Origin of the sequence: Halobacillus aidingensis (assembly GCF_900104185.1) — a bacterium.
In the GTDB taxonomy this organism is placed as follows: Bacteria; Bacillota; Bacilli; order Bacillales; family Halobacillaceae; genus Halobacillus; species Halobacillus aidingensis.
Genome location: NZ_FNIZ01000036.1, coordinates 1 through 21,404, shown reverse-complemented (window position 1 = coordinate 21,404; position 21,404 = coordinate 1). Strand labels below are relative to the sequence as shown.

General features: G+C 44.5%; 20 protein-coding genes. 10 read left to right on the top strand and 10 right to left on the bottom strand.

What is annotated here, in order from left to right; genetic code table 11:
* Positions 1–231: 231 nt before the first annotated feature.
* On the bottom strand, positions 232–1,539 hold the full coding sequence (locus BLS23_RS20675; RefSeq protein ID WP_167356137.1) for a lysine N(6)-hydroxylase/L-ornithine N(5)-oxygenase family protein: 1,308 nt from the start codon (positions 1,537–1,539) through the stop codon (positions 232–234).
* 202 nt (positions 1,540–1,741) lie between these two features.
* On the opposite strand from BLS23_RS20675, the gene BLS23_RS20670 reads away from it, so the two are divergent.
* The 6 genes from BLS23_RS20670 to BLS23_RS20650 all read left to right on the top strand — a co-directional run bounded on the left by BLS23_RS20670 (position 1,742) and on the right by BLS23_RS20650 (position 6,595).
* Positions 1,742–2,203, top strand: coding sequence for a GNAT family N-acetyltransferase (locus tag BLS23_RS20670; RefSeq protein ID WP_244157292.1), 462 nt, complete (start codon positions 1,742–1,744; stop codon positions 2,201–2,203).
* 321 nt (positions 2,204–2,524) lie between these two features.
* A complete protein-coding gene (locus BLS23_RS22230) occupies positions 2,525–2,701 on the top strand; it encodes a hypothetical protein (RefSeq protein ID WP_341845063.1) in 177 nt (58 codons plus the stop codon).
* A gap of 11 nt (positions 2,702–2,712) precedes the next feature.
* Positions 2,713–4,041 (top strand): spore germination protein, encoded by a 1,329-nt coding sequence (locus BLS23_RS20665; RefSeq protein WP_341845062.1) that lies wholly within the window; start codon positions 2,713–2,715, stop codon positions 4,039–4,041.
* A 2-nt stretch (positions 4,042–4,043) separates the two neighbouring features.
* The gene (locus BLS23_RS20660) at positions 4,044–5,240 is read left to right on the top strand and encodes a Ger(x)C family spore germination protein (protein ID WP_089654899.1); all 1,197 of its coding nucleotides are present in this window, start codon (positions 4,044–4,046) and stop codon (positions 5,238–5,240) included.
* 11 nt (positions 5,241–5,251) lie between these two features.
* Positions 5,252–5,464 (top strand): hypothetical protein, encoded by a 213-nt coding sequence (locus tag BLS23_RS20655; protein ID WP_089654898.1) that lies wholly within the window; start codon positions 5,252–5,254, stop codon positions 5,462–5,464.
* Between the two features lie 18 nt (positions 5,465–5,482).
* Positions 5,483–6,595, top strand: coding sequence for a GerAB/ArcD/ProY family transporter (locus BLS23_RS20650; protein WP_089654897.1), 1,113 nt, complete (start codon positions 5,483–5,485; stop codon positions 6,593–6,595).
* Between the two features lie 116 nt (positions 6,596–6,711).
* Here the strand turns inward: BLS23_RS20650 and BLS23_RS20645 are convergent, their stop codons facing one another.
* On the bottom strand, positions 6,712–7,422 hold the full coding sequence (locus BLS23_RS20645; RefSeq protein ID WP_089654896.1) for a GntR family transcriptional regulator: 711 nt from the start codon (positions 7,420–7,422) through the stop codon (positions 6,712–6,714).
* A gap of 213 nt (positions 7,423–7,635) precedes the next feature.
* Between BLS23_RS20645 and BLS23_RS20640 the strand changes: the two genes are divergently transcribed.
* The gene (locus BLS23_RS20640; protein WP_089654895.1) at positions 7,636–8,988 is read left to right on the top strand and encodes a 6-phospho-alpha-glucosidase; all 1,353 of its coding nucleotides are present in this window, start codon (positions 7,636–7,638) and stop codon (positions 8,986–8,988) included.
* A gap of 78 nt (positions 8,989–9,066) precedes the next feature.
* Complete coding sequence (locus BLS23_RS20635; RefSeq protein ID WP_089654894.1) at positions 9,067–10,620, top strand: PTS transporter subunit EIIC; 1,554 nt, start codon at positions 9,067–9,069, stop codon at positions 10,618–10,620.
* A 700-nt stretch (positions 10,621–11,320) separates the two neighbouring features.
* Here the strand turns inward: BLS23_RS20635 and BLS23_RS20625 are convergent.
* The 5 genes from BLS23_RS20625 to BLS23_RS20605 all read right to left on the bottom strand — a co-directional run bounded on the left by BLS23_RS20625 (position 11,321) and on the right by BLS23_RS20605 (position 17,539).
* Entirely contained in the window at positions 11,321–11,971 is a 651-nt protein-coding gene (locus BLS23_RS20625) for a LysE family translocator (RefSeq protein WP_089654892.1), read from the bottom strand.
* A gap of 66 nt (positions 11,972–12,037) precedes the next feature.
* Positions 12,038–12,493, bottom strand: a complete 456-nt coding sequence (locus tag BLS23_RS20620) for a cupredoxin domain-containing protein (protein ID WP_089654891.1) — start codon at positions 12,491–12,493, stop codon at positions 12,038–12,040.
* Positions 12,494–13,063: 570 nt separating this feature from the next.
* Entirely contained in the window at positions 13,064–13,966 is a 903-nt protein-coding gene (locus BLS23_RS20615; protein WP_089654890.1) for a phosphatase PAP2 family protein, read from the bottom strand.
* A gap of 55 nt (positions 13,967–14,021) precedes the next feature.
* Positions 14,022–15,839, bottom strand: coding sequence for an ABC transporter ATP-binding protein (locus tag BLS23_RS20610; protein WP_089654889.1), 1,818 nt, complete (start codon positions 15,837–15,839; stop codon positions 14,022–14,024).
* Complete coding sequence (locus BLS23_RS20605; RefSeq protein WP_089654888.1) at positions 15,836–17,539, bottom strand: ABC transporter ATP-binding protein; 1,704 nt, start codon at positions 17,537–17,539, stop codon at positions 15,836–15,838. The genes BLS23_RS20610 and BLS23_RS20605 overlap by 4 nt, the downstream gene beginning before the upstream one ends.
* Before the next feature lie 347 nt (positions 17,540–17,886).
* On the opposite strand from BLS23_RS20605, the gene BLS23_RS20600 reads away from it, so the two are divergent.
* Positions 17,887–18,084, top strand: a complete 198-nt coding sequence (locus BLS23_RS20600) for a hypothetical protein (RefSeq protein ID WP_089654887.1) — start codon at positions 17,887–17,889, stop codon at positions 18,082–18,084.
* 15 nt (positions 18,085–18,099) lie between these two features.
* Positions 18,100–18,465 (top strand): winged helix-turn-helix transcriptional regulator, encoded by a 366-nt coding sequence (locus BLS23_RS20595; RefSeq protein WP_089654886.1) that lies wholly within the window; start codon positions 18,100–18,102, stop codon positions 18,463–18,465.
* A 45-nt stretch (positions 18,466–18,510) separates the two neighbouring features.
* Here BLS23_RS20595 and BLS23_RS20590 read toward each other — a convergent pair whose 3' ends face one another.
* From BLS23_RS20590 to BLS23_RS20580, 3 genes are all read right to left on the bottom strand, one after another.
* The gene (locus BLS23_RS20590) at positions 18,511–19,497 is read right to left on the bottom strand and encodes a Gfo/Idh/MocA family protein (RefSeq protein ID WP_089654885.1); all 987 of its coding nucleotides are present in this window, start codon (positions 19,495–19,497) and stop codon (positions 18,511–18,513) included.
* A gap of 74 nt (positions 19,498–19,571) precedes the next feature.
* Positions 19,572–20,267: an SGNH/GDSL hydrolase family protein gene (locus BLS23_RS20585; RefSeq protein ID WP_089654884.1), complete on the bottom strand. Its 696-nt coding sequence runs from the start codon at positions 20,265–20,267 to the stop codon at positions 19,572–19,574.
* Positions 20,268–20,333: 66 nt separating this feature from the next.
* Entirely contained in the window at positions 20,334–21,104 is a 771-nt protein-coding gene (locus BLS23_RS20580) for a CAP domain-containing protein (RefSeq protein ID WP_089654883.1), read from the bottom strand.
* Positions 21,105–21,404 lie beyond the last annotated feature (300 nt).

Below are 21,404 nucleotides of genomic sequence, written 5' to 3'. Positions count from 1 at the left end.
CACTAGCCGCTAGGCGCCGGAACCGGATATCTAAGAGGAAGTGCGTGGTAGATGAGACCCCGCAGAGCGTTAGCTCGAGGAGGCTCATCACTCGCCCACGGAAAGCGAACCTTTTCCCGCAGCCCCTAGAATCCCACAACATCTCGAAATCAAGTTTTCCACAATCCTGCCATATTCTTTAAGAAACCATGCAAAAAACACCCCAGACGCGGATGGCTGGGGTGTTGATGGTTAGACGGTGAAGGACTGGAAAATGTTTTTTTCGTTCATTGGGAAGACTTCGCGTCCCACAAGGTGGTTGATAATGACTTTATTCCGATGGATCGATAGACCAAGGTTGGTAGATCCTACACCGTGGGTATGGGAAATCCCACTGTGTACATAAATTTCATTTGCTGTTTCCTCCGTCGTGACAAGTCGATAATCTGCGGTCACCTTGTATCTTCCTTCTTCATCCCATTCAAGGAAATCTTCCAAGTGGTGGACAAAGTCTGGAACAAAAGGCTTGTAACCTGTTGCTGCAATGACAAGATCCGTTTGATGGGTGAACATTTCTTTTTTCTGATAGTGGTAACATTCGAGTTCATAGCCACCATCTGCTTTTGGACGAACATCTTTTACTTCACTAAGGACCTGCAATCCGACATTCAGGTCTTTTCGCCCCACCGAATACTCGTAGAGGAGATTGTATATGTCATTGATTGTATGATTGCTGATTCCTTTATAATACAGTCCTTGATTAGCGAAGATCTCATCTTTCTGTTTTTGTGGTAGCTGGTAAAAATAATTCACATAATCCGGTGAAAAGTGCTCGAGGCTTAGCTTAGATTCTTCCATCGACTCAAAACTCGCCGAACGTGTAATCCAATCGAGACGATAGCCACAGTCACGTTGTTCCTTCAGCAATTCACGGAAGGTCTCGGCAGCACTTTGGCCAGAGCCGACAACCGTAATCGAGTTCGCTTTACGGCAGCGGTCCTGATTCGGTAGGAAATCTGCTGTATGGAAAACGTCTTCTGAAGAGGCATCTTGGAATGAGCGTGGCATGACCGGTACGCTTCCTGTTCCCATCACTAAATTCTTCGTGCGGTAAACCTCCGTTTTTTCGTTTTCTCCATTCGTCACTTCTACTTCGAAAAGTTCTTCGTTATCTTTGTAATGCCTTATATTCGTGACTCTTCTTTGGAATCGGCAACTGTCGAGCTGACGAGCGACCCATTGGCAGTAATCGTTGTATTCTCTTCTCGGGATGTCGAGGCGCTGCAAAAAGTAAAACTGATACATTCGCTCATTTTTGCTGATATAGTTCAAAAAGCTGTATTTGTTCGTCGGATCTGCCATTGTCACCAAATCAGCGATAAAAGGGACTTGCATTTTTGTCCCTTCAATCAACATTCCCGGGTGCCAGTCGAAAGCTTCCTTCTGTTCAAAGAATAGGGATTCAACTTCGTCTATCTCATCCAGCAAAGCAGCCAGACTCAAATTGAAAGGTCCCACACCTACTCCGATCAAATCGTAAATCTTTTCTTGTTGTTCCATCATCGACGACTCCTTTATATTACGTTCCTCAATTGTTTAGGGAAATGTTCTTCTATTCCCGCAAAAAATCATCCTGAGCCTTTCCACTCAATAAATGATGTCTTTTCAGAAAAATGACCGATTTCTGAAAAGGATGTACTAACCTTATGTTATCATAACCACATCCTTACGATAATAGCCGAACATGAAGGAGGAGGAACTAGTGAGCCGTATTCATTTAGTGGAAACGAACGAACGCCGTCTTTTCATGGCAGACCTCCTGCTAGCTGATGAGTCTGAAGCCATTATTGAAAGTTATATCGATGATGGTCTGTTCTATACCATTCATCTGGACGATGTACATATTGGTGTCTCTTTGTTCGTGTTTCCTGAAGAGCACACGGTTGAAATTAAAAACATCGCCATACAAGAAGCCTATCGAGGAAAAGGATACGGGAAACGAGTGATCCACGCGGCTTTTTCCCTTTTTCAAAAGAAAGGGTACAAAGAAATGCTCGTCGGAACTTCTAATTCTAGTATTGAAAACTTAGCCTTTTACCAGAAAGCTGGTTTTCGGTTCCATGAGATCCATCATGACTTCTTCCTTCAATACTCGGATCCATTTTATGAAAATGGAATAAGAGGAATGGACATGATTTATTTCCGCAGACCTCTAACCCCTTGATATGAAGCTATGCCTACACCATCTAGAAAGAAGTAACGGTTGTATTGGACAAATTGATATTGGAATTGAAATTCAGCAAAAAAGCCTACTTCTAAAAGAGTAGTCTTTTTTGTATCTTGATGTATTATTCTTTTCCTCAGATGAGTCCTACAAAATTCTTCGCTACATCCCTCTACCGTTTTTTATTCATTATCCCTAATGTCTTTTACATACTGCTTTTGCACCTGCTGATCAAACAATGCTAAAAGATGGATATACTTTTTCATAAATTCCCAATATATGAACATGCTAATGAAAAACAACGTAGAGAGGTGGGAGCTTGTGAAGGGTAACACGACGAATGATAAGAAATATCCTAGTGCTCAGCCTCTCTATCGGTCATTGGATGAAAATTTGAACGATATCCGCACAACTCTTGGAAATAGCTCCGACCTTGTGACACGTCCCTTCTCCATTCATAAGACATCCGCTGCTGTTCATACATGGATGGGCTCGTAGATAAGAACACGGTGCAAAACTTCATTTTGGAATCTTTAATGCTTGAGGTTTCAGAAAAAAGGCATTTTACTCACCATCTATATGAATCGATTAAAGAGGCCAATCTCCCCATCGGTGAAATGTCGGAAGTGGAAGATAAACAGGACCTTCTGAAGAAATTACTTTCTGGTGAAACTATTTTACTCCTGGACAAGCAAACGAAAGCTTTATCTGCAAGTACAAAAGGCTGGCGCGACAGGGGCGTACAAGAGACTACATCAGAAAGCGTCATCCGCGGGCCGAAAGAAGCTTTCACTGAAACGATCAGAACAAATACCGCTCTTTTAAGACGGAAAATTAAAGACCCTAACCTCAGAGTAGAAGCGAAAACCATTGGAAGGAAAACTTGTACGGATATTGCGGTTGTTTATTTAGAGGGTACAGCTGAAAAAGAAGTCCTTGATCAAGTGAAGGAGCGACTGAACCAAATTGATATCGATGCCGTGTTAGAAAGTGGATATATTGAGGAATTCATTCAGGATGCTCAGTATTCTCCTTTCCCTACGGTTTATAATTCAGAAAAGCCGGATGCTATTGCTGGGGGGATATTGGAAGGCAGGGTTGCCATCCTGATTGATGGAACTCCGAATGTCCTTTTAGTGCCTGCTCTATTTGTGAACTTTATGCAATCCAGTGAGGACTATTACCAACGAGCAGACATTGGAACATTGGTGAGATTGCTGCGATTGTTTTGTTTTTCAGTGGCCTTATTCATGCCATCGCTCTATATCGCTTTTACAACGTTCCATCAGGAAATGATCCCCCCTCCGCTTTTGATCAGTCTTGCTTCTCAAAGGGAAGGAGTCCCCTTCCCCGCTTTTGTGGAAGCTCTTATGATGGAATTGACTTTTGAAGTCCTTCGAGAAGCCGGCGTCCGTCTACCAAAACCCGTAGGTTCCGCCGTTTCCATTGTAGGAGCTCTGGTACTCGGTCAATCAGCTGTGCAAGCGGGCCTTGTCTCCCCCGCCATGGTCATCGTTGTGGCTATTACGGCCATCAGCAGTTTCGTGTTTCCTGCTTACAATATGGCCATCTCAATCCGAATCCTTCGTTTTCCATTGATGATTCTTGCGGCCACCTTCGGGTTGTTCGGAATCATTTTAGGCATGATTGCCATGGTTTTTCATTTGTGCAGCTTGCAATCATTCGGCAAGCCATATATGGCTCCTCTCGCTCCTATGATTGGGAAAGACCAAAAAGATGTGTTAATTCGCTTACCCCATTGGGGACTTCTTTCACGACCGAGTTTCTTTACGAAAAGCGATCAAAAACGAGTCGATTCCAAATCGAAGGAGAGGTGAAGATGTATATGAACATATATCTCAAAGCAATCACCCTAGCGGTTTGCCTCCTCCTCCTTGCCGGATGTTGGAATAGTAAAGAATTAGATGACCTTGGTATTGTCGTAGCTGTCGGAATCGATAAAACAGAAGACGATCAGTTCCTATTGGTCACTCAAGTCATCAATCCCTCAGAAATTGCGACAGATGCACCTACTACAAGGCCGCCTGTTTCGATTTATGAAACTACAGGAGATTCCATCTTCGAAGCTTTTCGTAATATGACAGAAAAGTCGCCGAGGAAGATGTACCTGTCACAACTACGCGTTCTTGTTATTGGTAACCGATTAGCTGAGGAAGGCATCCTGCCCTCACTTGATATCTTTTATAGAGACCATGAATTTCGCACCGCTTTTTTTGTAACCATTGCGAAGGATACAGGAGTGAAAGACTTACTGAAGGTACTCACTCCGTATGAAAAAATCCCTGCCAACAAACTCATGCATTCGATGGAATCCGTACAAAAAAGTCTAGGAAGTTCAAAAGGAATTGTCATTGATGAACTGATCGCTCAAATCCTTAGCAAAGGGCAAAACCCGGTGTTGCCAGGCCTGCTTATCGAAGGGGATGCTGAAATTGGTACAGCAATTGAGAATATCGAAAAAATTGATGCCCCTACACAATTACGAGTTGATCACCTCGCCGTAATGAAAGAAGATCGAGTGATCGGTTGGTTAACACCGGACGAAAGCAAGGGCTTGAACTATATTACAGGCGACATGGAAAGTACAACCGTTTCGTACCCTTGCGATAGCGAAGGGCTTGTAAGTGTAGAAGTGCTTCGGACAGACAGCAGTTCAAAGGCAAAGTTCGAAGATAGGACCCCCTCTATATCCATTGAATTAGATTTGGAAGGCAATGTAGGAGAATTGAACTGCCCCATTGACCTTACGAAAGCAGAATCCATCGAAACCATTAATGGAGATGTTGAAAAAAAGGTTAAACAAAAGATGGAAGCTGCGATCAAGGCAGCACAAGAAGACTTCGGAAGTGATATTTTCGGGTTTGGTAGTCTCATCCAACGAAAAAATCCTGACTATTGGAAAACCGTTGAAAAAGATTGGAACAGCCACTTCAAAGAATTAAAGGTGGAAATTCAAGTCAAAGCTCAAATTCGAAGAAAAGGGAATTCAACACAACCCATTACAATAGAAGAATAGGTGTGATCCACGTGTGGTCTATGATCTCCATCATCGTTCTCGCATTAGGGATTTTCTTACTTGAATTTCCCAAGCTATACAAAAAAAATAGAAAAAAAGAGGCATGGTTTTTCACGATTTTCCTGCTTTCCTTCACAATCATTAGTGTGTTGGAAAGCCTGGAGGTCGAGCTTCCGAACCCGCTTGATCTCATTCAAACTTTCTATAAAATGATTGGATTCTAAACGATAAGAGGTGTAGATATGGATAATCAGACGATCAGTCCCCGGCAGTTTATGTTTCTAGTCATTTTGTTTTCCGTGGGAAGTTCCATTCTGATCGTCCCTACCCCGCTTGCGGCGAATGCGAAACAGGATGCCTGGATATCCATTTCCATTTCAGTTGCTATTGGATTGCTCCTTGTGGTTCTTTACAATCACATCGCTACACTGATGAAAGGACAAACGTTCGTCCAGGCCACCATTGCCGTATTTGGAAACTGGTTTGGGAGAGTTCTGCTTTTTTTCTACCTCTCTTTTCTCTATATTCTGGCCTCCCTTGTGTTAAGAAACATCGGCGACTTCATGACCACCCAAATCATACCAGAAACACCTTTGCAGTTTACTCATATCCTTTTTTTAATCGTAGTCATTTGGGGAGCTTACCTTGGACTAGAAGCCATTGGACGGTCTTCAGAAATGTTTATGCCCTGGGTGGTACTACTGGTGTTTTTTTTCACGATCACATTATCCCCGCAAATCAAAATGGAGAATCTACAACCGGTTCTTGGCAATGGAATCGTTCCTGTCGTGGACACTTCTACATTCGTCATCGGCACGCCCTTATTAGAAATGGTCACTTTTCTTATGATCATCCCTTATGTCAAAGATGGGAAAACAAAGAAAAGAGCCTGGATTTTAGGAACTTTCATTGGCGGGGCTATCTTAACGTTAATCACTCTCTTATGCATCCTGATTTTAGGAAGCGATTTAACTGCATTGAACACATATCCTAGCTACAAGTTAGCTCAAAAAATCAACATCGCCGGTTTCTTAGAAGGACTGGAAATTATCATCGCGATCATATGGATGATCACAATCTTCTTTAAAATGGTCGTTCTTTATTATTCAACCACTGTAGGCATTGCTCAGTTTCTGACCATGGAAGACCACCGGCCTTTGTTGCTCCCACTAGGGATGGGGATGGTCGTATTATCCATCATCGCTTACCCGGATGTTGCTTATTTTGAGACATTTATCAATGAAACATGGTTTCCCTTTGCCATTACACACGGTTTGATCATTCCTTTAATCGTTTGGATAGGGTTGTTATTCAAGTCAAAGAAACAAAATAAAACCCAGCAAGAACCTTCTTAAACCACATAAAATCAGAAGGTCGGTTTACTAGACCGGCAAGTGGATATAACGGATATAAAAAAGCACAGGCATCTTGCCTGTGCTTTCTTATAAGCTCAATTTTCATATCGTTCGGTTCAGGGTCTTGAAGCCCTAAGTGTAAACTTGTATTCGTCACTTTTGAAATGGTTTTCACTATATTCAAAAATGGTCCCATCAACAAAAACACTATACGATTGAATCTTCAGGATCGGCATGGATTCCTCGACCGTAAGCGCTTCTGCAATATCCGTGGAAGGCAGGACCGGGATGACTTCCTGGAAGCTGTCTTTGATCTTCATCCCCACTTCCTTTTCAATATAATCATACTTCGAACCGGTCATAATTCCATACGAGAGATTCGGAAACATAGAAACCGGCAAATACGTATCCTCGACGACATATGGAATATCATCGACAAGTCTTTGACGGCGGACGTAAAATACTTTCTCCCCATCTGCAAGTTGCAGCATTCGTTTCACATGATCCTCCGCTTCTTTCAATTCAAAGTGGAGGACTTTATTCACTGGTTCTTTATTTAAACGTCTCATTTCTTCTGTGAAACTCAACAGTTCGAAAATGTTATGTTCAATTTTCTGCTCTTTCACATAGGTACCGCTCCCCTGTACCTTCTCAAGAAGCCCCTCTTCGACAAGACCTTTGATTGCCTGTCTCACTGTCACGCGGGATGCTTCGTATCTTTTTGAGAGATGCATTTCTGTGGGGATCGCTTCCCCTTCTTTCCATATCCCCGATTGGATTTCCTCTTTGATTTGTTGAGCAATTCTACGATACAAAGGCGCAGCCATTTCTATTCCTCCCATTACTAATGACCTGGGTGATGCGGGGATGTGGCGTCCCATCCCCACATATGCAACCAAGTCGAAACCTATCTCTACAACCATTATAACGAAATGTTGCAAAAAATACGATACAAATGTTGACGCTTTCAATAATATGTATTATATTCATATTAAATAAAAAACAAAACAAATATAATACCTTTATTGGAGGTCTTGAATATGAAAAAACAAAACCTTGTCGTCGTCGGTGGCGGCAGCACTTACACCATTGGTATGATCATGAGTCTTGTAGCAGAAAAAGAACAGTTTCCTTTGAAAACGATTACCTTTTATGACACGAATGCAGAACGTCAGGAGAAAATTGCGAAAGCATCAGAAATCATCCTTCGTGAAAAGTATCCGGAACTGGAGAGTTTCCATTACACGACAGATAAAGAAGAAGCTCTGACAAATGCAGATTTTGTATTCGTACAAATTCGGACAGGCGGTCTCGCGATGCGTGAGCAGGATGAGCAAATACCTCTTAACCATGGAGCCGTCGGGCAGGAAACATGCGGACCAGGTGGAATGGCTTACGGACTGCGATCCATCGGAGATATGATCGACCTCGTCAACGATATCCGTCATTATTCTCCAGATGCTTGGATCCTAAACTACACGAATCCTGCAGCGATTGTTGCAGAAGCTCTACGTCGTGAGTTCCCGGAAGATAAAAAGCTCTTAAATATTTGTGATATGCCGGCAGCAATCATGGTCAGCTACGCAGGTATCCTTGGAAAAGACGTCTTCGACCTTGTCCCTGAATACTTCGGACTTAACCACTTCGGCTGGTTCACGAAAATTCTCGACAAGAACGGAAACGATCACACAGACACAATTAAACGTGCCATCACAGAGGACGGCTTTATTCCTGAAGATGCAGAGATTGCCAACGACCCTTCCTGGATCAAAACGTTCAAGCAGGTGGAGCAAATGGTGACCGACTTCCCTGAATACTTGCCGAACACGTACTTGCAATATTATCTCTATCCTTCTCAAATGGTAGAAAAAGAAGACGTCACCAACACACGTGCCCGCCAAGTCATTAATGGCCGTGAAAAACGCGTTCACACCCTGGCCGATCAAATCATTGCAGATGATACAACAGAGAACGTTGAACTTGAAGTGGACATCCATGGTCGTTACATGATCCGCGTCGCCGCATCCATGGCTTACAATAATGGAGATATTTTCATCGTCATGGTTGAAAACAATGGTACGATTGCCAACCTTCCAGATGATGCGATGGTTGAAGTTCCAGCAATGATTACAAACCGTGGACCGAAGCCATTCGCCGTCGGAAACATTTCTACCTTCTATAAAGGACTAATTGAGGGGCAGCTTGCGTACGAGAAACTTGTCGTGGATGCGTATTATGAAAACAGCTACGAAAAAGCACTCCAGGCCTTGACGTTGAACCGGACGGTTGTAGACGCACCTCGCGCCCGCAAAATCTTGGATGACATGATTGAAGCGAACCAGCAGTACTGGCCTGAGTTACACGCCAGCAAGCAGCTTGTAACATCGAAATAACCCAATGGAACCCCGGCCTATTCCGGGGTCTCCTCTATATCAAACAAGAAAGCGTTTCCCTATAAAGGAGGATCAGAAGTGAAGAAATATTTTGGAAGCTTACAGAAGTTCGGAAAATCACTGATGGTTCCCGTCGCGTTGCTCCCAGCTGCCGGTATATTGCTCGGGCTTGGAGCTGCGTTGACAGGACCACTCGCTGATACACTCACTTTTTTACAAAATGACATCATTCAACTCATCGGTAGCGGTATGTCTGATATCGGAATCAGCATCTTCAACAATCTTGCTGTCATCTTTGCCATCGGGGTTGCCATAGGCTTAACAGGGGGATCAGGAATTGCTGCCTTAGCGGCACTACTCGGTTATATCATTATGAACAAAACCATCTCCTTCGCTTTAGGAATCACCCCTGAAATGGTCAGTGAAAGCGGAGAATATGGCATGGCACTCGGTATTCCTACACTGGAAACAGGTGTCCTTGGCGGAATTGTCGTCGGACTCTTAGCTGTTTGGATTTATAACAAGTTCCATGAGTTTGACCCGCCAGAAGTGCTCGGCTTCTTTGCTGGTGACCGTTCTGTCGGAATCGCCATGGTCTTCTCGTCCATTTTCCTTGCTCTTGCTATGATGGTCGTTTGGCCGCCGATTCAAGGGGGCATCAATGCTGTCGCAAACGTTATCGCCAACGGTGCGACTAACCCGTTATACATCGGACTTTACGGCTTCTTAGAACGTGCGTTGATTCCGACAGGTTTGCACCACATCTGGTATGCTCCATTCCTATGGACATCTCTAGGCGGGACAGCAGAAGTAACTGGCAGTGCCGTGTCCGGAGATCAATACATCTTCCTTGCACAGATTGCCGAAGGTGTCGAAGTTACAGCCGGCCGCTTCATGGCAGGTAAATTCCCTGTCATCATGTTCGGACTATTAGGAGCTGCACTTGCAATGTACCGCCGTGCCGATAAGAAAAATCAGCCGGTCGTGAAAGGAATGCTCATTGCCGCAGCAGGTACAGCCTTTTTGACAGGTATCACAGAGCCAATCGAATTCACATTCCTATTCGTCGCTCCACTGCTTTTCGTATTCCACGCATTTCTTGCTGGTATCTCGTTTGCCGTCATGTACATGCTGGATCACCTTGGGTGGGCCGGCGGTTCCGGGTTAATTGATTTCATCCTCGTAAACGCTTTACCAGGCACCGGAAACTGGTGGATGAACCTTGTCGCAGGTGCTGTGTTCTTCGTCATCTATTATTTCTCTTTCTCCTTTGCCATCAAAAAGTGGGATCTGGCAACACCAGGTCGTGGAGGACAAGAGAACAAGCTCTACACACGTAAAGACTTCAATGAGCAGAAGAAAGGGAGCAAAGGTGGTCAAACAAAAGAGACAGCCGCTGCCATCATGGAAGCTCTTGGTGGAGAATCAAACTTGAAGCACGTCGACGCATGCTTTACAAGGTTACGTGTCGAAGTTTCTGAAGTAGGTCAAATCAATGAGGAGCGCTTGAAAGAACTAGGAGCTGCAGGCGTCGTGAAAGTAGACCACAATATCCAAGCCATCTTCGGCGGACGCTCCGATCTGTACAAAAATGAAATCAACCGTATTATTAAAGAGTCGAATGCTTCTTAAGAGGATGGCCTTCCATTGATATACGGATGATTCAATCGATATAAACCGATTTGCATCCATCAAAAAGGAGCCCCTATTCATCAGGGGCTCCTTTTTTCATCCTGTATTTAACCTTTTCAGATAAGCTCCCGATTGTGGAAGACTCAGTTTCGAGACTTTTGGTGAGTGCATGGGGGCTGCGGGGAATAGCTCGCTTTCCGCGGGAGCGCGGTGAGCCTCCTCGGACTTCGTCCTGCGGGGTCTCACCATGCACTTTTTTCCCGCAGGAGTCTCGCCATTCCCCTCCGCCCCTCTGACATATAAGTATCTCGAAACCACATCCGGAATAACCTGCTTTTATGACATGGTAATTGGAGGGGAATCAACTATCAAGGACACTATTGCGTATGCGGAAAGGTTGCTATAGTGCGCTTAATGCTTAAAACACCAGGATAGTGGAAGGCACACTCCCACAGTGAAGGGGTTCGTGAATGGGGTGGTTGGGAAGCTGCGAGACTCCCGTGGGAGAGAGGAGATAGGCGAGATCCCTTAGTGCTTTAGCCCGCCCGAGGAAGCTCGGCGCTCCCCCACAGGAAAGCGAGTTGCATCCCAGCCACCACTGACCCTCAACATGGCGACGAACCCCGAAAAACATCTCGAAACTGAGTCTTCAACAAGCCTGCCATATAGTTTGATAATTCACTGGTTGATCCTGTTTCTATTACATAGCTAAATGCTTAAAAAGGACACTTATTCCAATCCAGCCGAATTTGAGACCGTAATAGATAAGGATCAAGCTCGCTATACCCTGGATCCACTTTAATAAAGATGAGTTTACAAGGTACCTCCCAAAATGTACGAAAAATGCTAAATTCGCATTCCACAAACCAATCCCAAGAAAAACCATAGAGCTGATGATGAACGAGCGAAACATGTTCTCTTCTTGTAAAGCCCCGCTTAAAACCGATCCATAAATGCTAATCCAAAACAATAGATTCATTGGGTTCGTCCCTGCAATGACCACACCTCTTATGTAAGAGAGTAGAGCTTGTCCTTTATTGTGCCGTTCATAACCTTCCTCCACCCTCCATTCTTCTTTGGCATGCAGGCTCGTCCAACCCGCGTGGACCAAGACAACGCACCCAACGAGCATTAATACGACTTGCACCCATGTCCACGTTAAAAAAACACCGACTCCAAAGAACATAGCCGCCATCAGCAATAGATCGGAAGACATCCCTCCCAGACCTACACAAAAAGCAGACCAAAACCCATAAGTAAGACCTCTCCTCATGATTTCTATATTTATCGGTCCTACAGGTGCGGCAATGGATAATCCCAGTACAATAGAACTTACAACTAAGACAACCAAACCCTCCCCCCTTTTTATAAAGAGATTGAAAAAAAGAGGGACGATGAGCACGTCCCTCTTTTCCGTTTAATCAACAACGATGTAAGCAATCATCGGACCATCCGAAGCAATTTCAGAATGGGTGGTGCAGATCAAACGGTAAATGCCTTCCTTTTTGAATTGAAGATCTAAGACCGTCTCTTTCCCTTGTTCCACCACACCTTTGACATCCGTACCTTCAATGTAAAAAGGGTGCTCTTTTCCATTCACTCCGTAAATGCTCAGTTTGAAAGGTTCATCCTTTTCGACAAAGATCGTTCCCGGATCCCAACGGTAAGCTTCAATTTCTTTCCCATCTGCCGTTTCTGCTTTGAATTCCCCTGTCACTAGATTGATGACTCGTGGTTCCCCATTCACAGGCTCTGTTGAGGTCGAGATGGCCCCTTTCCAGAAAAAGCTCCCGATGTAGTAAGCAGCAAAAGCGATAATAATGGCACCTAAAAGTAAACCGATTTTTCTTGCAGACAAAACCCACGCATCCACGCCATACCCCTCCTATCATTTCGTTAGTTCATTTATATGCACAGGGACACCGAAAACTTGTCTACTTTTTAAAGTAAAGCCTCCCGATTAAGACTCAATTTCGAGACTTTTGTTGAGTGGATGGAGGCTGCGGGGAATGGCTCGCTTTGCCATATATGTATCTCGAAACCACTTCTCGGATAAATATAGCTATCCAGCATGATGGGAGTGTAAGAATAAACTCCCATGCCCAGGTTCATGAATCCTGAAAGCTTGATACAGAGCGCTTTATGCTTCTAACAGTCGAATAGTGTAAGACAATCCAACTTGGTAAGGGGTTCGTTTCACACATACATCGAATGGGGTGGTTGGGAAGCTGCGTGACTCCCGCGGGAATGGATTGACTGGCTAGACCCCGCAGAGCGAATCTCGAGGAGGCTTGCCGTCATCCCCGCAGGAAAGCGAGTAGATTCACAACCACCCCTAACTCCTAATACGGCAACAAAGCCCTGTTATCTCGAATTCGAGTCTTCCACAATCCTGCCCTTAAACAGAATAAAAAGAACCACACCTGGGGCGTGGTTCTTTTGGTTAGTAGAATATTTTTGGGTCGATCCAATCGGTGTATGGGGAAGATTCTTCATTGTCCGTTGAATCAAGGAGCAGGGAACCGCATTTTTGGTCAAACCGGAAAGGAATGGCCTGCCTATAGTCGGAAGGATAGATATCCGCATTACGATATTCTGTAAATGGCTGGTCAAGCCGGCGGCCTTCGACATAATCTTTTTTCAACTCTTCTACAACGATGTGGCCGATTTGTCTACCAAGACGGAGCCCCTCATCATTATCGACAGGGAAGTGTACGCCGGCATAAAGCCTTGAGCGGGCGTCTTCTTCAGCCAATTCCCTCAGCTTCCTTCTTTCGGCCGGAAAGAAATAACTAAGGATTATTTCTGCAGCCCCGGAAATCGTTGCGTGTCCGGATGGATAAGATGGATGTTTCGGTGTACAAATGACCGTGCGTAATTGAGGGTCCAATTGGTTAGGACGCGGTACCAGCCAGCGGTATTTCAACGACCAGCACACGACGAAAGCATCATTCATTCCGCTGAAAACGGCTCCTAAAATACGAGCGGCTCTAGGGGCTTCCACACCATAAGTATCAATCAGGCGGTCCACAATGGGTACCCATTGTTTGGACGCTGGCCCCTCTCCCCAGTACACAGCAATTTTCCTTTGATCGGCTGTCAAATGCGCTAATGTTTCTTTGACTACCTTCAGTTCCCTAGGCCAGTCAATGGTCTTTGGATCTTTGATGGCTAATCGTATCGGAGTTCCATCCAACGTTTTAAACCCGTGCCTGCGGCTATGTTCAATAAAATAGGTTTTCCATTTCCCTGCTTCAAACTCCACCCCTTCGTTCGTTGATGGTGGTCGGCTTTCGCCGGCATAAGGCAAATCGGTCCAGTAAGGATACGGTTGATTTAGTGACATGGTCACCCCTCCCTTTTCCTCATCTTATGCGGCAAGATGGGCGGAGGTGTGAGACTTAACCGTATCCTCTTTCCTTCCTCTCTGATGCTTGTGCTTGAATGAGAGCTGCATAGTCCCCACCTTGTTCCATGAGTGTCTTGTGGTTTCCTTTTTCAACGATCCTCCCACTCTTGAGCACGAGAATAACATCAGCTGAGCGTATGGTATGCAGACGGTGAGCAATGACAAAGCTCGTTCGTCCTTTCATTAAATTGGTGAGACCGGCATTGATTTTCATTTCTGTGACTGTATCAATGCTGCTTGTCGCTTCATCTAAAATGAGTAACGATGGATCTGCGATCATAGCTCGAGCAATAGAAAGCAATTGTCTTTGTCCATGACTTACCCCTTTTCCATCTGAATCAAGAACCGTATCGTATCCGTCTGGCAGTTGGGTAATGAAATCATGAGCCATTGCTGACCGAGCAGCTTGTTCAACCTCACCATCTGTGGCATCCAGTCGGCCATAACGAATGTTTTCCCTTATGGTCGTATGAAACATGGTCGCATCCTGGAGAACGACCCCCATTTGGTTCCTCAGACTATCTCTTTTCACGCTTTTCAAGTCGACGCCATCCAAAAGAATATGACCTGAGTCCGGGTCGTAGAATCGTGACAGTAAAGAAATGATTGTCGTTTTCCCCGCGCCTGTAGGACCGACGAGCGCCACCGTTTGACCGGCTCTCGCTTGAAAGGTGATGTCCGAAAGCGTCTGCTGTTCTTTTTCATAAGAGAAATCGACATGCACAAATTGGATATCCCCTTGGATTTCTGACACCTCATGCGCGTTCTTTTCATCCAGCCTTTCTTCTTTTTCGTCAATGACCTGGAAGACCCTGTCTGCGCCAGCTACTGCTGATAGAATCATGTTGAACTGGTTGGCCAGATCGTTCAACGGTCGAGTGAATTGACGGGAATATGTTGTAAACGTGACGATGATACCGATCGATATAGAGCCGTTAAGAGCAAGCAGCCCGCCTGCTCCGACGATGATCGCAAAGCTTACATTATTTAACATGTTCATCAATTTTGGAATAAAACCTGTGTACACCTGCGCATAGTAGCCGGACCTTCTTAACGCTTGATTTTTTTCCCGAAACTCATCAATGACATCTTCCTCTTTGGAAAACATTTTAATGATCGGCTGACCAGAGAACATTTCCTCTACATAGCCATTAACGTCACCAAGGTCCTTTTGTTGCTTTTTAAAATAGGGACCGGTTCGGTTTGTGATCCATTTCATCCCAAAATACATGACAGGAATAATGGTCAATGTCAGCAAGGTAAGCATTGGACTTAACCAAAGCATGATGATTAATGTACCGATGATCGTCAATAAACTTGTGAAAAATTGTACGACGGCTGTATTTAAGGTCCGGCTTACGTTTTCAATATCGTTCGTAAGTCTGCTCATCAACTCCCCCTGCTGCATTCTTTGGAAAAAGAGTACAGGCAGCAGCTGAACATGTGAAAACAGATGCGACCTCATCGACCGGACCGCATTTTGAGCGATCCCGATCATCCAATAATTTTGCAGCCAGAGAAAAAGCGAATGAAACAAGTAAACAAGAAACAAGCTGCCCAGCATGGGGAGGAGGGTTCCTGATCCGGGAGCTTCTATGACCATGTCAACGGTCAGTCCTAGTAGATAAGGACCGAGCAAGGATAAAGAGGAACTGATCAGGATGGCCGCCAAAACAATGATAAATCTTACTCTTTCTTCCGCCATGTAACGCCAAATTCTCCGGAGTGTACCCCCGATATTTTCTACCTTTGGAGGTTTTGATCCAATCCCATGAAGGTGACCCGTTTTCGGTTTAGGATTTCCACTCATGACGTCACCCCCTCTTGTTGAGACTGATGGATTTCAGCGTAATACTCACTTTGTTGAAGCAGTTCGTCATGTGTACCCTGAGCAATGATTTCTCCTTGGTGAAGAATCAAAATGAGGTCTGCATTTTGGATCGAACTGATTTTTTGAGCAACGAGAAACACAGTACATGGCTGTTCGTCCAGAGTACGTAAAAGCCTCTTCTCGGTATGAGCATCGAGTGCACTCGTACTATCATCCAAAATCAAAATCCGTGGCTCGCGCACCAGGGCTCGTGCTATCGACAGGCGCTGCTTCTGTCCTCCAGAAAAGACGACCCCTTTCTGGCCGATTTGTGTCTCATAACCGTTTGGCAAGTCGGTGATAAAATCATGAATCTGCGCCTGCTTAGCCGCTCCCTCAATCTCTTCACGCGTCGCACCCTTCTTCCCCCAGGAAATGTTTTCCCTTACAGTACCTGAAAACAAATGAACCTCTTGGGGGACGAGGCTGATTTGTTTTCTAATATTTTTCACATGGAGATTTTCGATTTCCACCCCATCCAGAAAGAGTTGACCCGCATTTTTTTCATACAATCGGGGTATTAAGTGAAGCAAAGATGTTTTTCCGGAACCTGTTTCCCCAATGATACCGACTGTGGTTCCCGGTAATGCATGGAAGTTCAGATTTTTCAGCACGTTGTGACCGCCCCTTTGAAGAGAAACATTGTGAAAGCGGACCGCACCGTCCAGTTCTTTGGCTTTTCCTGACGTATCCTCATCTGTAGTTTGATGCAGCACGTCTGCAATCCTTTCAGCCGAGGCCTGCCCTCGTGAGATGACCATGATCAAGAATGTAAAAACAGAAAAGGTGAATAAAATCCTTGTCGCGTAGTTGATGATGGCGACCAATTCACCAGCTTCCACCCCTGCATTGCTGAGTATTTGTGAACCAACAAAAAGGAGGACCAGGATGACAATGTTCATCCCGAACATGACGACAGGCATAGCCACTTCCATGAGCCACAACGCTTTCTTATTGTGAAGAACCAACGACTCATTCGCCTGATGAAATCTCTCCTCTTCATGCTCTTTCCGATTAAAGCCTTTGATCAAGCGGATGCCGGCTATATTTTCCCGAATGATCGTATTGAGGCCATCGAGTTTATGCTGAACTTTCTTAAACCACTTGATGCCTTTCGTAAGAAGGAAGAATAGGAACAACAAAAATACAGGTACACTGCCCAGTAGGAATAGGGCAAGTTTCACATCGATGGTAAAAGCCATAATTAAAGCAAAAATGATGAAAAGTGGAGCCCTGAGCCCGATCCTTACAAACATGAATAGTAAGTTTTGAATCTGAATCACATCATTGGTGATCCTTGTGACCAAGCTTGGAGTCGTGATGTTTTGGAAGTGACGGGCTGAAAACTTCTGGACTTTTGAAAATAGATCTTTTCTCAAGTCATAACCGACCCCCTGACTCAAGTCGGCAGCAAAGAAAGAATTGGTCACCCCTGCGGTAAAGGCGAGCAATGATAACCCTAAAAGCACACCTCCCCATAGCAAAACGGCGTTAAAGTCTTCGGCTATGATTCCATCGTCTATAATTTTGGCCATGAGGATGGGCTGGGCCAGTTCAACCAATAATTCGATGAACATAAGAAAAAGGGCGATCGATGCAGACTTTTTGTAAGGAAAGGTATAAGAAAAAATTGCACGCATACAAAATCCTCCAAACGTGGGTCAATCTAAAGACCCGTTATACAGATAGGGAATGTCTTCATTAATAAAAAGATGATGTTCATGCACGATTTGAGAACCATGAATCTTTCCGTTATACAGACACACCAAGATCAGCTATTTAAGTATAACTTTTGTACAACACCGACCTTCTGTAAAGGTGCGCCACTGAGCCAAAACCCTGGACTTATATGTTGATTATTCACACTAGCTTAAGTCATAATAGGCAATGTAACACGAACAAATATGTAAGTACTTGTGACTCGTATAAAAAGCAAATAGAATTATAGTAATAGTATTTTCCCGAACAAACAGGAAGGTGATCCTTTTTGGACAACATAAAACCGATTTTTCCCGTTACTGAAGAATTGTTAGAACTCGTAGACTTATTAAACCAAGTCTCGGAATCGGAAGAAGAAAAAGTCATCCCTCAGACCATGACTGTCTTAAACAAAGTCTATGCCCAGGGAGTATTGGAAGGCTACGAAAAAGCCATGCAAAAACAAGGACAGACCACAAAAAAATAACGTGAGGTGAAGCAGATGAAGGAAGATGGGATCGGCCTTGATGTCACTCTTGAAGTCGTGTGCGGAAAGTGGAAAGGGTTAATTCTTTGGAAACTCATCCACGAAAATCATCTGCGGTTCAATGAACTGCGTCGGTCCCTTGATGGAAACATCTCTTCCAGAATCCTTGCCAGAGAACTGAAGAAGCTCATCCAGGACGGTCTAATCGAACGTATCGATTATGAAACCGTGCCTCCCAGAGTGGAGTATCGTGTGACGCCTTACGGGCGAACAACGGCCTCATTCTTGGAGAAGATGAACGAATGGGGTATCCACCACAAGCGAAGAGCGTACCAGCAAGAAAGCCTCACGGACGTATCAAATCAACTAAAAGAACAGTAGAAAAAAGAGGCACTTTCGCAAGTGAGTGCCTCTTTTTTCAGGACCCTAAGAGCGGTCGTTAGGATAAACCAAGCCGATTTGCCGGCGAGCTTCCTCCATGATTTTCGCTGTAATCAGCGTATGCTCCAACGAATTATTATCCGACCGATCTTTTGTCTTCTCCACCAGACTGATAAACTCAGCCGCTTCATAATACATAGGGGAAAACTCATCTTCGAAAGAAAGTTCTTCCACGGATCCATCTCTATAAATGATTTTTATATCTTTCGGTTCAGAAATATTCGGAATGAGCATCGTGCCTTTTTCTCCTTGAATTTCAGACGGAGCATAGGAATCCACGATTTTGGAGTGGACCACTACTCCTTCCATTCCATCATAAGCTGCGACCACACTGCCTTGACCGTCAACACCAGAATCTAAAAATACGGCATTAGCCTGGACATGATTGGGGGCACCGAATAGGGCAACCATCGGATAAATGCCATAAATACCAAGGTCCATCAAAGAACCGTTCGACAGTTCCGGCTTGAAAGCATTCAACACCTCTCCTCTTTTATATGCATCATAACGAGAGGAATACTTGCTGAAGTTCCCGACGAAGCGTCTCACTTCCCCGATTTTATGTAGATGTTCCTGAATGCTTAGAAAACCTGGCATGAGTGTAGACTTGACTGCTTCCATTAACAGAACGCCTTCTTCTTTGGCTACTTCAATCATAGAAGCGATCTCTTGTTGATTGGAAGCCATCGGTTTTTCACATAAGACATGCGTCCCTTTCCTCATGATGGTCTTCGCCTGCTCCGCATGGAAAGCGTTAGGACTCGCTATATAAACCGCATCCACATTCGAACTGGATGCCATCTTTTCTAAATCTGTGTACGTCTCAAGTGCACCGTGTTTGGATGCGAAGTTGGCTGCTTTCTCTTCTGTACGAGAATACACCGCCTGTAATGTAAAATGGGCATGCTGTTTCGCTGCCTCTATAAATTTTTCCGTAATGGTATTGGTTCCTATAATTCCAAATCTAACCATGTAGACACCTCCAAAATAACCGTACCCTCATTATATCATGAAACATGGAAGAAACACCCACCCCTAAGCTAAGCTTAGTCCATATGTTTCAATGCGAGCTTAGCCAGTACCTGTTGACCTTTTGCCGTCGGATGAACATCCCCTTTAATGATGTACTCAGGATGACCATGGTAGGCCTTATAGGCATCGACAAGAGTAACGGAAGCAAAGTGTTTCAGCAGCTTGATTAAGGAAGCATACTGCTGGTTAATATAAGCGAGCGGCGTGTTCAACTGGTCACCGGCAGCAGGATAAGGATTGTATATGTTGTAAACAAGCACTTTCCCGTTCGTTAATTCGTCAATTTCCAGAATGGTCGAATAGACATTATAAATGAGATCTCGAATAACCGGAGCAGCCTCCTCCATTTTCATACCATCCAGTCCACCATTTTTTTTTACGACATTCAATAAATCATTGCCACCGATATACACAATGACATAATCGGCGTTCTTAAGACTTTCTCTGAAGGTATTATTGGATTGAACAGCTTTTAGTAATTGGGCAGATGTCAGTCCTGGAATACTTAAATTGGTCACTTCTATGTCTTTTTTCATTCCAATTAAAGACGGGAACGACCCTTTTGGAGGATTTTTATTTTCTTTATCCAAATTATAACCAAATGGAATGGAATCCCCGATGGCCACCAATCTTTCTTCTTTAAAAGCTGCTAGGTCAGAAGGTGCCAGAATGACAGCGAACACCATGACCAGGATCCATATATTCTTCATTCTCTACCCCTGCCTTGATTTGTATGTAAAACATGACGCCTGATGATAACCAAGCGTCATATCTACTTATTTTGCAATGAACATTTGCACCCAGTAATTGCCGTCTTTGGCATAACCAACACCAATGTGAGTGATATTCTTGTTCATAATGTTCTTACGGTGACCTGAACTGTTTAACCAGCCATCGACAACCGATTGTGGAGACTGCTGTCCTGCAGCAATGTTCTCAGCTGCTGTTGAATAATTGACTCCGAATTCCTTCAGCATATCAAAAGGACTTCCGTAAGTTGGTGATGTATGGGAGAAATAATCGTTCTTCGCCATATCCTCAGATTTCGTTTGAGCCACTTCTTCCACATCATTGCTGTTCTTAAGAGGTTTCAGGCCATTTTTTTCACGAGCTTTGTTCGTCAAATCAATCACCTGCTGTTGAAAATCCCCATTTGCTTGATCGCTCTGCTGTTGTGCAGTATCATCACGATTTTGCTCAGCTTGATTCGGGGATTGTCTTTGTGCCGGATCTCCACCTTGTGGATCTTGTGTGTAACGGCCATCATGGTCAAAAAAGTATGGACCTTGCATCGACCCGTTCGTTCCATTTGGATTCATCCCTTCAAAAGGAATGTTGGCATCAAAGCGGTTTTGACCGTTTGCACCAGGATCCATTTCTCTTGGTTGATTTCCGTCTCCTTGCATGCCTTGGTCTTCTGGACCAAAACTGACTTGATTCAAATTGTTCCGCTGACTTTCACGTGCGCGTTCTTCCGATGTATTACAAGCAGCCAACATGGCAATCATCATGAGCGCTGCGAATAGAATGATCCATTTTTTCTTCATCATGCATCCTCCTCAGGATTAATCTTCACGTTTACTATTTGCATCAAAGCAAACAATATCCCTGAGAAGAAGTACCATTTCACACACCAATCCCTCTCTCTTTCCCCATAAGCTCCCTTTAGTGGAAGACTCGGTTTCGAGATAACCGGAGTTCGTTTGCCTGGTTGAGCGTAAGGGGTTGTTGAGAAGCTACTCGCTTTCCTGTGGGGGAGTGGCGAGCTTCCTCGGGCTAAAGCCCTGCGGGATCTCGCCTATCTCCTTTCTCCCACGGGAGTCTCGCAGCTTCCCAACAACCCCATT